Here is an 11,674-nt window from a genome sequence, read left to right as displayed (position 1 = left end):
TTCGATCCCAGTATCGCGCACCACAACCCCCGGTTCGACCGGGGGTTTTTCTTTTCGTTGTGAGATGTCCGTTGTGGCGCTCACGCCCGTCGCCGCGCGGGCGACGGTTTCCGCCGGCGCGGACGGTAGCCTGGACACGAGCCATTTTCTGGAGTGTTCCCTGTGACTGACGTTGCCCTTCCGTCGGATGTGTCGTACCCCGCCGACGGCTTCGCGCTGTTCCCCGATCGTGCCGTCATCGCCATGCGCGTGAACGGCGAGCTGAGAGATCTCGCCGCGACGGTCGAGTCCACCGACGAGGTCGAGCCCGTCGAGGTCACGAGCCCTGAGGGACTCGACATCCTCCGCCACTCGACGGCGCATGTCCTCGCCCAGGCCGTCCAGCGCATCCGCCCGCAGGCCGACCTGGGGATCGGCCCGCCCGTCACCGACGGCTTCTACTACGACTTCGGCGTCGACAAGCCGTTCACGCCCGAGGATCTCAAGGCCATCGAGAGGGAGATGCAGCGCATCGTCCGCGAGGGCCAGCGGTTCACCCGCCGCGTCGTGTCGGACGAGGAGGCCCGGGTCGAACTGGTGGACGAGCCGTTCAAGCTCCAGCTCATCGGGCTGAAGGGCGGCACCGCGTCGGGTCACGAGGCGGCGGAAGGCGCCGGGGTCGAGGTGGGGGCGGGGGAGCTGACCATCTACGACAACGTCGACCGCGACGGCGTCACCGTCTGGAAGGACCTCTGCCGCGGTCCGCACGTGCCGAGCACGCGCATCATCGGAAACGGTTGGGCGCTCCAGCGCGTGGCGGGCGCCTATTGGCGAGGGAGTGAGAAGAACCCGCAGCTGCAGCGCATCTACGGCACCGCGTGGCCGACCAAGGACGACCTGCGGGCATACCAGGCTCGTCTGGAGGAAGCCGCCAAGCGCGACCACCGCAAGCTCGGCAAGGATCTGGATCTCTTCTCGTTCCCCGACGAGATCGGGTCGGGACTGTCGGTGTGGCACCCCAAGGGCGGCATCATCCGCGGCGAGATGGAGCAGCACGCGCGCCGCCGTCACGTCGAGGGAGGGTACACCTACGTGTACACCCCGCACATCGCGAAGGAAGACCTCTTCCTCACCTCCAACCACCTCGTCACCTATAAGGACGGGATGTTCCCGCCGATCGTGATGGACGAGGAGCACGCCCCCGACGGCACCGTGACGAAGAAGGGCCAGGACTACTACCTCAAGCCCATGAACTGCCCGATGCACATCCTGATCTTTCGGGAACGTGCGCGCAGTTACCGCGACCTGCCGATGAGGCTCGCCGAGAACGGCACCGTGTACCGCAACGAACTCTCCGGCGCCCTTCACGGCCTCACCCGCGTGCGCGGCTTCACACAGGACGACTCCCATCTGTTCGTGACTCCGGAGCAGCTCGAGTCCGAAGCGACCCGGGTGTTGGAGTTCGTCATCTCGATGCTGCGCGATTTCGGCCTGGACGACTTCGAACTCGAGCTCTCCATGCGCGACGACGAGAAGTCGAAGTGGATCGGCACCGACGAGTTCTGGGAGTACTCGACGAACGCCCTGCGCAACGTGGCGGTGGCCAGCGGACTCAAGCTCACCGAGGTCCCGGGGGAGGCCGCGTTCTACGGCCCGAAGATCGACCTCAAGACACGCGACGCCATCGGACGCACGTGGCAGCTGTCGACCGTGCAGGTCGATCCGAACCTGCCGGAGCGCTTCGGTCTGGAATACACCGGTCCCGACGGCGAGAAGCACCGCCCGATCATGATCCATCGGGCACTGTTCGGATCGATCGAACGCTTCTTCGCCATCCTCCTCGAGCACTACGCGGGCGCGTTCCCGGTGTGGCTGGCTCCGGTGCAGGTGGTCGGCATCCCGGTGGCCGAGGAGTACGCCGAGCACCTCGAGCAGATCGTCGCGCGCCTGCGGGCAGCCGGCGTCCGTGCCGAGGTCGATCGATCCGATGACCGGATGCAGAAGAAGATCCGCACGCACACGGCGCAGAAGGTGCCGCTGCAGCTGATCGCGGGCGAGCAGGACCGCGCCGCGAACGCCGTCTCGTTCCGCTTCCGCGACGGCACCCAGGAGAACGCGATACCGGTCGATGTCGCGGTCGAGCGCATCATCGCGTCGATCCGGGACAAGGCGCTGGTCAACACCGCGGAGGATCTGGCGTGACCCACGCCGGTGAACCGGGCGACAGCGTCGACGCGGCCTCGCTCGCCGGCGTTCCCGACGCCTTTCAGCGCCTCTGGACGCCGCACCGGATGGCGTACATCCAGGCCGGTCCCCAGGTGCTGCGGGATGATTGTCCCTTCTGTGCCGCCCCGGAGAGATCCGACGAGGACGGGCTGATCGTCGCTCGGGGCAAGACGGCCTACGTGCTGCTGAACCTCTTCCCTTACAACTCTGGTCATCTTCTGGTCTGCCCGTACCGTCACGTGGCCACCTACGATCAGGCGAGCGCTGACGAGGTCGCCGAGATCGGGGAACTCACGCAGATCGGCATGCGGGTTCTCCGCGAGGTTAGCCGGTGCGACGGGTTCAATCTCGGAATGAACCAGGGGGCGGTCGCGGGTGCCGGCGTGGATGAGCACCTTCACCAGCACATCGTGCCGCGGTGGCGTGCCGACGCGAACTTCTTCCCGATCATCGGGCGCACCAAGGCCCTGCCCCAGCTGCTCGGCGAGGTGCGCGCGGCAGTGAGTGCGGCCTGGCCGGCGTAGGACTCAGCGCACGCGCTGAACGTCGAACTGCATCTGCGGGGCGGCGTAGTGGTCCTGCGCCTGCACCAGCTGCAGCTCCCGCTGCCCGGACTCGTGGGTCATCGCCAGCAGCGCGAAGACGCTGGAGGTCGTTCGTGCGAGAGCGTCCGCCGCATCGTCCGACCTGTTCAGGTGCGCGGTGAAGAGTGCGGCGGTGACGTCGCCGGATCCGTTCGCCTTCATCGGGATCCGCGGTGTCTGCACGATCCACGCACCGTCGTCGGTGACAGCGAGCATCTCGATCGTGTCCTGAGGGCTGTCCGGCCGCTCGACGCTCGTGACGAGCACGGTACGCGGCCCCATCTCGCGCGCGGCGTCGGCGGCCGCGAGCGTGGAGTCGAGGTCGTCGGGTTGGGTGCCGGTCAGGAATCCCAGCTCGAACTGATTCGGAGTGATGATGTCGGCTGCCGGCACGACCCGCTCCCGGAGCAGGACGGGGATGGCGGGCGCGACGAAGCATCCGCTCCGGGCATTGCCCATCACCGGATCGCACGCGTAGATCGCCGACGGATTCGCGGCCTTCACGCGCGTGACCGTGTCGAGGATCACATCGGCGATGCCTTCCCCGCCCTGGTAGCCGGAGAGCACGACGTCGATGTCTCCGAAGGCGCCGCGCTCTTCGATTCCGAGGATGACATCGCGCACGTCATCCGGGCTGATGAGCGGCCCCCGCCACGCGCCGTAGCCGGTGTGGTTGGAGAAGTTCACGGTGTAGACCGGCAGCACCTCCACTCCGATGCGCTGAAGCGGGAAGACGGCGGCGGAGTTGCCGACGTGGCCGTACGCGACCGCGGACTGGATGGAGAGGATCTTCACCCGTCCGATCATGCCACCCCGTCGGCGAGGCCCCGCACGCCCTCGACGGCGTCGGCGATGTCGCCTGCGAGACGATCCGCGTCGCGGTCGTCCAGCTCGTGGACGGTGAGCCGCAGCCGCTGGGACGGACGCGAGGCGGGGGACAGCACGAAGTCGTCCCCGGCCCTGGCGAGCCAGCCGCGACGCATGAGGTGGATCGTGACCTCGGCCGCGGGAACTCCGACGTCGACCCAGAGATTGAGTCCGTCCGGCTCGGTCGCGTCGATGCCCCGCGAGGCGAGCCGCGTGACGAACGCGGCGTTGCGCGCGGCGTAGTGCTCCGCGGCGTCCGCGATGGCGGCATGAACCTCCGGATCGATCATGAGGGCGTGCACGAGTCGTTGCAGCAGGTGGCTGACCCAGGTGGTGCCGGGGGTCAGGCGAAGAGCGAGCCGAGACGCGGTCTCGGGGTCGGAGGAGGTCACCGCCAGACACATGTCCGGGCCGAGGAACTTCGAGACCGACCGCACGAGAGCCCACCGGTGGTGACCGGACGGGACGACCGAGTGGAAGGTGCGGCGGGACAGCATCGAGAAGTGGTCGTCCTCGATCACCAGCAGGTAGGGGTGGTCGGCGAGCACTTCGCGCAGCTGATCGGCGCGCTCGGCGGTGAGGCTGGCGCCGGAGGGGTTCTGCGCGCGGGGGGTGCAGATGATGGCTCGTGCGCCCTCGGCGATCGCGGCGCGCAGTCCGTCGACGGTCATCCCGGAGTCGTCGCAGGCGATCGCGATCGGTCGATAGCCTCCCAGCCGCGCGGTGTGGATGCTCGTGAGAAAGCAGGGATCCTCCAAGCCGACGGCGTCGTCGCGGGTGAGCGCCTGGGCGAGGATTCGCTCGACGGCGTCGGCGGCGCCGCTGGTGATCGTGAGCCGCGATCGGGCGGCGCACGTCGCGTCCGACATCCACGCGTCGGCCCACGACTCCAGTCCGGGATCGATGACCGGTTCGCCGTAGAGCACGGGTCGCCCGGCGGCCCGGGTGAGCGCGCGGGAAGGATCGGGAATGCGCGCGGGATCGGGGTTCCCGGTGCCGACGTCGCGCAGAGCACTGTCGGGCGCGAAGCCTTCCTGTGCGACGAGGCGGCGAGCGGTCACGCGCGTGCCACCGCGCCCGCGTGCGATGACCAGACCGGACTGGGCCAGGTGCCGGTAGGCGGCCACGACCGTGTTGCGGTTGACGCCGAGGTCGGCCGCGAGCGACCGAACGGGCGGGAGGGTCGCGCCGGGCGGAAGAACACCGCTTTCGATCGCGGATCGCACGCTGTCCGCGATCTCGCTCGCGGTCGCGCCGACGATGTGAGCGTGCATGAGGTCGATCCTCTCGTGTTCGAGGGCCCGAACCCGACAATGCTATCGTTTGGCCTAGATCAAAATCCTGTCTTGTCTGCGTCGCAGCGGGCGGCATGTCGAAGGGACGACCGTGATGACGAATGCAACCGGATCAGACCGTGTGAAACGCGGACTCGCGGAGATGCTGAAGGGCGGCGTCATCATGGACGTCGTCACGGCGGATCAGGCCAAGATCGCCGAGGACGCCGGCGCGGTCGCCGTCATGGCGCTCGAGCGCGTTCCCGCCGATATCCGCGCGCAGGGCGGTGTCGCGAGGATGAGCGACCCCGACCTCATCGACGACATCATCGGGTCGGTGTCGATCCCGGTCATGGCCAAGGCCCGCATCGGCCACTTCGTCGAAGCACAGGTGCTGCAGGAGCTCGGCGTCGACTACATCGACGAATCCGAGGTGCTCTCGCCGGCCGACTACGTCAACCACATCGACAAGTGGCGCTTCACGGTGCCGTTCGTGTGCGGCGCGACGAATCTCGGGGAGGCGCTGCGCCGCATCAACGAGGGCGCCGCGATGATCCGTTCCAAGGGCGAGGCCGGCACCGGAGACGTCTCGGAGGCGACCAAGCACATTCGCAAGATCACCTCGGAGATCAATGCCCTGCGCTCGATGACCCGCGACGAGCTCTATGTGGCGGCCAAAGACCTGCAGGCGCCGTACGAACTCGTCGCCGAGGTCGCCGAGACCGGCGCACTGCCCGTGGTGCTCTTCGTCGCCGGGGGAGTGGCGACACCCGCGGACGCCGCGATGATGATGCAGATGGGTGCGGACGGCGTCTTCGTCGGCTCCGGCATCTTCAAGTCCGGCAATCCCGCGGAGCGAGCGGCGGCGATCGTCAAGGCCACGACCTTCTACGACGACCCGAAGGTCATCGCCGATGTCTCGCGCGGGCTCGGCGACGCCATGGTGGGCATCAATGTCGCCGACCTTCCCGCACCGCACCGCCTCGCCGAGCGTGGCTGGTAGCCCTCGCGTCGGCATCCTCGCGCTGCAGGGCGACGTGCGCGAGCACGAGCGCGTCCTGCGAAGTCTCGGTGCCGAGGTCGTGTCGATTCGCCGGCCCGATGAGCTGCTCGCCGTCGACGGGCTGGTGCTTCCCGGCGGGGAATCCACCGTCATCGACAAGCTGGCGCGCGGGTTCGGTGTGGCGGAGCCGCTCTCGCGTGCGATCGCGGCCGGCCTTCCGGTTTACGGGACCTGTGCCGGACTGATTCTGCTGGCCGATCGCCTGGAGGACGGGATCGAGGGGCAGCGCACGTTCGGTGGGCTCGACGTCACCGTGAGGCGAAACGCCTTCGGCGGACAGGTCGAGTCCTTCGAGGCTTCGGTGGCGGTGCCGACGTTCGGCGGACCGCCCGTCGACGCCGCCTTCATCCGCGCCCCTCTCGTGGTGTCGACGGGGCCGGGTGTGGAGGTGCTCGCAGAGCTGGACGACGGGGGAATCGTCGCCGTGCGCCAAGGCAACGCGATCGGCACCGCCTTCCATCCCGAGGTCTCGGGAGAGCGGCGATTCCACGAGCTGTTCCTGTCGCTGGTGCGCGCCGCCTGACGTCGGCGCGGCGCGGGCGTCCGCCCTCGATAGACTGGAGGGCATGTCCGGCCACTCCAAGTGGGCGACGACCAAGCACAAGAAGGCCGTCATCGACGCCCGACGTGCGAAGTCGTTCGCCAAGCTCATCAAGAACATCGAGGTCGCCGCCAAGATCGGCGGTGCGGATCTCGCAGGCAATCCGACGCTGTACGACGCCGTGCAGAAGGCGAAGAAGACGTCGGTCCCCAACGACAACATCGATCGCGCCATCAAGCGCGGTGCCGGCATCGGCGGGGATGCCGTCGAGTACCAGACGATCATGTACGAGGCATACGGGCCGCACGGGGTCGCCCTCATGGTCGAGTGTCTGACCGACAACAAGAACCGCGCGGCGGCGGAGGTGCGCACCGCGCTCACCCGCAACAACGGAACGCTCGCCGACCCGGGAAGCGTCGCCTACAACTTCACGCGCAAGGGCGTCATCGTCGTCTCGGACGAGGGCACCACGGAAGATGACGTCATGCTCGCCGTCCTCGACGCGGGAGCAGAGGAGGTCGAGTCGCACCCGAAGGGCTTCGAGGTCCTCACCGAGGCCTCCGATGTCGTCGCCGTGCGGAAGGCCCTGCAGGATGCCGGCATCGATTACGAATCGGCCGACGTGGAGTTCGTGCCGAACCTGAAGGTCGAGGTCGACGCCGACACCGCGCGCAAGGTCTTCCGTCTGATCGACGCGCTCGAGGACAGCGATGACGTGCAGAACGTCTTCAGCAACGTCGACCTCACCCCCGAGGTCCAGGCCGAACTCGAGGAGGACGACGACGAGTGACGGCAGGCGCGCCTTCCGGCGCGTAGGCGGATGCTCGCCTAGCGTGATCGCGTGACACTGCGTGTTCTCGGCATCGACCCGGGCCTGACCCGCTGCGGGATCGGTGTCGTCGACGTCGCACCGGATCGCTCTGCTTCCCTCGTTCACGTCGGCGTCGTGCGGTCGTCGACGGACGCGCCCATCGAGGTGCGCCTGGCCGCCATCGCACGGGGCATCCGCGAGGTGATCCGGGAGCACGCCCCATCGGTGGTCGCCGTGGAACGGGTCTTCGCCCAGAACAACCGCAGCACCGTGATGGGCACCGCTCAGGCCAGCGGCGTGGCCCTGATGCTCGCTGCGGAAAGCGGACTGCCGGCGGCGACCCACACTCCGAGCGAGGTCAAGGCGGCCATCACCGGGTACGGCTCGGCCGACAAGCGCCAGGTGCAGGTCATGGTGGCGCGGGTGCTCCGCCTCGACGATCTGCCCAAGCCCGCCGACGCGGCGGACGCGCTGGCCCTCGCGCTGTGCCACGCCTGGCGCGGGTCGCCCATGACTGCTCCCGCGCGCGCCGGTGGAACGCTCACTCCGGCGCAGCGAGCGTGGTCGCAGGCGGAGCGAGCGACCCGCCGCTAGCGTGTCGCTCGAACATAGATCCGAACCCGACCCTAGGCTCGACGCATGATCTCCTCTCTGCGCGGACGCGTGCTCCACACCGAACCCGACAGCGTCGTGATCGAGGTGGGTGGCGTCGGGTTCCAGGTCGCCGTCACGTCGCAGGTCGTGCGTGCCGCGCGCGTGGGGGAGGAACTCCGGCTCCACACGTCGCTCATCGTGAGAGAGGATGCGCTCGCACTGTTCGGGTTCACCGAACGCGAGGAGCTGATCGTCTTCTCGCAGCTGTTGAGCGTCACTGGCGTCGGCCCCAAGTCGGCCCTGGGCGTGCTGTCGACGCTCACCGTGCCGCAGATCGCCGATGCCGTCACCGCCGACGACGATGCCCCCTTCCGCCGGGTCTCGGGGATCGGACCGAAGACGGCCAAGCTGATCGTGGTGCAACTGGCCGGAAAGCTCGCCCCCTCCAAGCCCGCCGTCGGCGCGAGCAGCGGCGACTCCGGCCTGGACGTGCCCGCACAGGTGGTGGAAGCGCTCGTCGGACTGGGGTGGCCGGAGCGCCTCGCTGCCGAGACCACGGCCGCCGTGGCGGCGCGAACGGAGACGGAGGCGACGACCGTGGCGGGACTGCTGCGCGCCGCGCTGGCGGAGCTCGGCCCGGCGCGCAAGGAGCGTGCGCATGGATGAGGAGAACGACCCGCGCGTGGCCGATGCGCAGATCGCCGACGATTCGGAGCTGGCGATCGAGGGGGCGCTGCGTCCGTCCTCGCTCGATGAATTCATCGGACAGCACAAGGTCCGAGGTCAGCTGCAGCTGCTCCTCGAAGCCGCCCGCATCCAGCAGCGTCCCGCCGATCACATCCTCCTGGCCGGTCCGCCCGGGCTCGGCAAGACCACCCTCGCGATGATCGTCGCCCACGAGAGCTCCCGCGCCCTGCGGCTCTCCAGCGGACCGGCGATCCAGCACGCCGGCGACCTGGCAGCGCTCCTGTCGAGTCTGCTGCCGGGCGAGGTGCTGTTCATCGACGAGATCCATCGGATGGCGCGTTCGGCCGAAGAGATGCTGTACCTCGCGATGGAGGACTTCCGCATCGACATCATGGTCGGCAAGGGCGCCGGCGCGACCAGCATCCCGCTCGATCTGGCTCCGTTCACGCTGGTGGGGGCGACGACGCGGTCGGGGCTCCTGCCGAACCCGCTGCGGGACCGCTTCGGCTTCACCGCCCATCTGGAGTTCTACGACGCCGGCGAACTCGAAGAGGTCGTGGCGCGCTCCGCGCGCACACTGGAAGTGGCGCTGCCGCCGCAGGCTCGCGCTGAGATCGCACGCCGGTCGCGCGGCACACCGCGCATCGCTAATCGGCTGCTGCGCCGGGTGCGTGACTACCTGATCGTCCACGGCCGCGGAACCGAGGCGGGGGTGCGCGACGTCGATGCGGCGCTCGAGCTGTATGACGTCGATCCGATCGGGCTCGATCGCCTCGACCGTGCGGTGCTGGATGCGCTGGTGCGCCGATTCCGCGGCGGTCCCGTCGGGCTCAACACGCTCGCCGTGACCGTGGGCGAGGAGGCGGATACGATCGAGGCCGTGGTGGAGCCGTATCTGGTGCGCATCGGGTTCATGGGGCGCACACCGCGCGGGCGCATCGCCACCCCGGAGGCCTACGCCCACCTCGGCGTGCCGCACGCAGAGGCGGCCCTGAGATTCGATGACCTATAATCTCTGGAGGCTCCGGCCCATCCCACCCCGATGATCCGCGCGTCCGCGCGCGCGACCGAAAGGCATCGCCTCGCCCATGGACTTCGCGCTCTTCTTCTCGAACTACGGCCTGATCATCCTCCTGGTCCTGCTCCTCGTCTTCATGTTCTGGAGCTCCCGCCGGCGGATGCAGAAGCAGAAGCTCGAGCAGGAGGAGAAGGCGCGCCAGACGGTCCCGGGTGCCGAGGTGCTGATGCAGGGCGGCCTGTACGGCACCATCGTGTCGTTCGACGGCGACAACCTCGACCAGCCCGCGGTGGTCGAGATCGCGCCGGGCGTGGAGATCAAGGTGCACAGCCAGGCCATCCTGCGTGTCGTGAACCCGACCGAGGGCGTCGTCACCGAAGACGAGTTCCTCGAGGCGGAGGCCAGCCAGGAGGAGTACGCCGACGGCGTCGCCGATGGTGAGATCTCGTCCCTGAGCGACGACGCGCGAGAGGCCCGCGAGAACGACGACAAGAGCAAGCCCGACGCCTGAATCCGCGTCCGCCCGCTCTGTAGAAAGCTGATCCTCCGTGGCGACACCCACCCCCGTCCGGCACGCCTGGCGCGCACTCATCGGACTGCTGGCGATCACCGGCGTCCTCTTCGGCATCAACGCGCTGGGGGTGTACGTCTTCCAGCAGAGCTCGTGGGCACCGGAACTGGCGCTCGACCTGCAGGGCGGCACGCAGATCGTCCTCGAAGCCCAGACCGAGGACGGCGTGGCTCCGTCCGACGAGCAGATGCAGCAGGCGGTCACCATCATCCGCCAACGCGTCGATGCGTCGGGCGTCGGTGAGGCCGACGTCACCACCGAGGGCGGCACGAACATCGTCGTCCAGATTCCCGGCGAAGCCGACGAGCAGACGCGTGAGCGCATCGAGGCGTCGGCGCAGCTCCAGCTGCGCGCCGTGCTGTTCGCAGGATCGGCGCCCAACACCTACGTCGGTGAGGACGGCAACGCGACCCCCTACCCGACGCCGGACCCGACCCTCGAGGCGACGCCGAGCATCGAGCCCACCGACGGCAGCGACACCAACTGGATCACACCGGCGCTGCAGGCGGAGTTCCTCGCTTACGACTGCGCCGACCCCGCCAACGATCCGGCGAACGCTCCCGCCGATGAGCCCCTCATCACCTGCGACGCGGGCAATACGATCAAGTACATCCTGGGACCGGTGGAGCTCGACGGGTCGTCGATCGACGACGCGACCTCCGGCCTGGAGCAGACCACCAACCGCTGGGCCGTGAATCTCGACTTCGATGACGAGGGCACGCAGATCTTCGGCGAGATCAGCCAGCGTCTGTACGGGGCGACGTCGCCGCTGGATCAGTTCGCGTTCGTGCTCGACGGCTACGTGCTCACCGCCCCGCAGATGAACTCCATCATCCTGGGCGGCAATCCGAGCATCACCGGTGATTTCACGCAGGAGAGCGCCCAGGTGCTCGCCGATCAGCTGAAGTACGGCGCGCTGCCGCTGAGCTTCGAGGTCGTCAGCTCCGACACGATCTCCGCCACGCTCGGGACGCAGCAGCTCCAAGCCGGTCTCATCGCGGGACTGATCGGTCTCGGGCTCGTGGCCGTCTATTCGCTGATCGTCTACCGAACGCTCGGCTTCGTCATCATCGCGAGCCTCGGTGTCATGGCGGTGCTCACCTACATCATGCTCGCCATCCTCGCGTGGCGTATGGGTTTCCGGCTGTCGCTGGCCGGTGTCGCCGGTCTGATCGTCGCGATCGGTTTCACCGCCGACTCGTTCATCGTGTACTTCGAGCGCATCCGCGACGAGCTCCGCGACGGCAAATCGATCACCTCGGCCGTGGAAGACGGATGGTCGCGGGCCAAGCGGACGATCTACATCTCCAAGTCGATCAACATCCTCGCGGCGGTCGTGCTGTACGTCCTGGCGGATGCCACGGTGAAGGGGTTCGCCTTCACCCTCGGACTCACGACCGCGATCGACATCCTCATCTTCATCCTGTTCACCCATCCGGTGATGCAGCTGCTCGCCCGC

12 protein-coding genes are annotated in these 11,674 nt (G+C 68.3%); 10 read left to right on the top strand and 2 right to left on the bottom strand.

What is annotated here, in order from left to right; genetic code table 11:
* Positions 1-243: 243 nt before the first annotated feature.
* Together thrS and B4E30_RS05655 are read left to right on the top strand one after the other, a co-directional pair.
* On the top strand, positions 244-2,181 hold the full coding sequence (thrS, locus tag B4E30_RS05660; protein WP_414683186.1) for a threonine--tRNA ligase: 1,938 nt from the start codon (positions 244-246) through the stop codon (positions 2,179-2,181).
* Positions 2,178-2,729, top strand: a complete 552-nt coding sequence (locus tag B4E30_RS05655) for an HIT family protein (protein ID WP_286793921.1) — start codon at positions 2,178-2,180, stop codon at positions 2,727-2,729. The genes thrS and B4E30_RS05655 overlap by 4 nt, the downstream gene beginning before the upstream one ends.
* 3 nt (positions 2,730-2,732) lie before the next feature.
* Here B4E30_RS05655 and pdxY read toward each other — a convergent pair whose 3' ends face one another.
* Together pdxY and B4E30_RS05645 are read right to left on the bottom strand one after the other, a co-directional pair.
* The gene (gene pdxY, locus B4E30_RS05650) at positions 2,733-3,584 is read right to left on the bottom strand and encodes a pyridoxal kinase PdxY (protein ID WP_286793919.1); all 852 of its coding nucleotides are present in this window, start codon (positions 3,582-3,584) and stop codon (positions 2,733-2,735) included.
* Between the two features lie 8 nt (positions 3,585-3,592).
* Positions 3,593-4,930 carry an aminotransferase class I/II-fold pyridoxal phosphate-dependent enzyme gene (locus tag B4E30_RS05645; protein WP_286793917.1) on the bottom strand — a complete coding sequence of 446 codons (1,338 nt, stop codon included), beginning with the start codon at positions 4,928-4,930 and terminating at the stop codon, positions 3,593-3,595.
* 115 nt (positions 4,931-5,045) lie between these two features.
* On the opposite strand from B4E30_RS05645, the gene pdxS reads away from it, so the two are divergent.
* From pdxS to secD, 8 genes are all read left to right on the top strand, one after another.
* Complete coding sequence (gene pdxS, locus B4E30_RS05640; protein ID WP_286793916.1) at positions 5,046-5,933, top strand: pyridoxal 5'-phosphate synthase lyase subunit PdxS; 888 nt, start codon at positions 5,046-5,048, stop codon at positions 5,931-5,933.
* Entirely contained in the window at positions 5,884-6,516 is a 633-nt protein-coding gene (pdxT, locus tag B4E30_RS05635) for a pyridoxal 5'-phosphate synthase glutaminase subunit PdxT (RefSeq protein WP_286793913.1), read from the top strand. The genes pdxS and pdxT overlap by 50 nt, the downstream gene beginning before the upstream one ends.
* 43 nt (positions 6,517-6,559) lie before the next feature.
* Positions 6,560-7,324: a YebC/PmpR family DNA-binding transcriptional regulator gene (locus B4E30_RS05630; protein ID WP_071043468.1), complete on the top strand. Its 765-nt coding sequence runs from the start codon at positions 6,560-6,562 to the stop codon at positions 7,322-7,324.
* A gap of 51 nt (positions 7,325-7,375) precedes the next feature.
* On the top strand, positions 7,376-7,939 hold the full coding sequence (ruvC, locus tag B4E30_RS05625; RefSeq protein WP_286793911.1) for a crossover junction endodeoxyribonuclease RuvC: 564 nt from the start codon (positions 7,376-7,378) through the stop codon (positions 7,937-7,939).
* A gap of 45 nt (positions 7,940-7,984) precedes the next feature.
* A complete protein-coding gene (ruvA, locus tag B4E30_RS05620; protein ID WP_071043470.1) occupies positions 7,985-8,605 on the top strand; it encodes a Holliday junction branch migration protein RuvA in 621 nt (206 codons plus the stop codon).
* Positions 8,598-9,638, top strand: coding sequence for a Holliday junction branch migration DNA helicase RuvB (ruvB, locus tag B4E30_RS05615; RefSeq protein ID WP_286793909.1), 1,041 nt, complete (start codon positions 8,598-8,600; stop codon positions 9,636-9,638). The genes ruvA and ruvB overlap by 8 nt, the downstream gene beginning before the upstream one ends.
* 76 nt (positions 9,639-9,714) lie before the next feature.
* Entirely contained in the window at positions 9,715-10,155 is a 441-nt protein-coding gene (locus B4E30_RS05610; protein ID WP_286793906.1) for a preprotein translocase subunit YajC, read from the top strand.
* Between the two features lie 37 nt (positions 10,156-10,192).
* The coding region (gene secD / locus B4E30_RS05605; RefSeq protein ID WP_286793904.1) for a protein translocase subunit SecD at positions 10,193-11,674 on the top strand (1,482 nt) is incomplete at its 3' end.

Origin of the sequence: Microbacterium sp. UBA3394 (assembly GCF_002358725.1) — a bacterium.
Taxonomy (GTDB): Bacteria; Actinomycetota; Actinomycetes; order Actinomycetales; family Microbacteriaceae; genus Microbacterium; species Microbacterium luteum.
Note: the sequence above shows the minus strand (reverse complement) of the source record. Positions and strands in the feature narration are given on the sequence as shown.

Bases quoted from the DNA above. Each gene is read 5' to 3' on its own strand.
- pdxS (WP_286793916.1), top strand. From the start codon at position 5,046: ATGACGAATGCAACCGGATCAGACCGTGTGAAACGCGGACTCGCGGAG.
- ruvA (WP_071043470.1), top strand. From the start codon at position 7,985: ATGATCTCCTCTCTGCGCGGACGCGTGCTCCACACCGAACCCGACAGC.
- ruvB (WP_286793909.1), top strand. From the start codon at position 8,598: ATGGATGAGGAGAACGACCCGCGCGTGGCCGATGCGCAGATCGCCGAC.
- pdxT (WP_286793913.1), top strand. From the start codon at position 5,884: ATGTCGCCGACCTTCCCGCACCGCACCGCCTCGCCGAGCGTGGCTGGT.
- B4E30_RS05645 (WP_286793917.1), bottom strand. From the start codon at position 4,930: ATGCACGCTCACATCGTCGGCGCGACCGCGAGCGAGATCGCGGACAGC.
- B4E30_RS05610 (WP_286793906.1), top strand. From the start codon at position 9,715: ATGGACTTCGCGCTCTTCTTCTCGAACTACGGCCTGATCATCCTCCTG.
- B4E30_RS05630 (WP_071043468.1), top strand. From the start codon at position 6,560: ATGTCCGGCCACTCCAAGTGGGCGACGACCAAGCACAAGAAGGCCGTC.
- thrS (WP_414683186.1), top strand. From the start codon at position 244: ATGCGCGTGAACGGCGAGCTGAGAGATCTCGCCGCGACGGTCGAGTCC.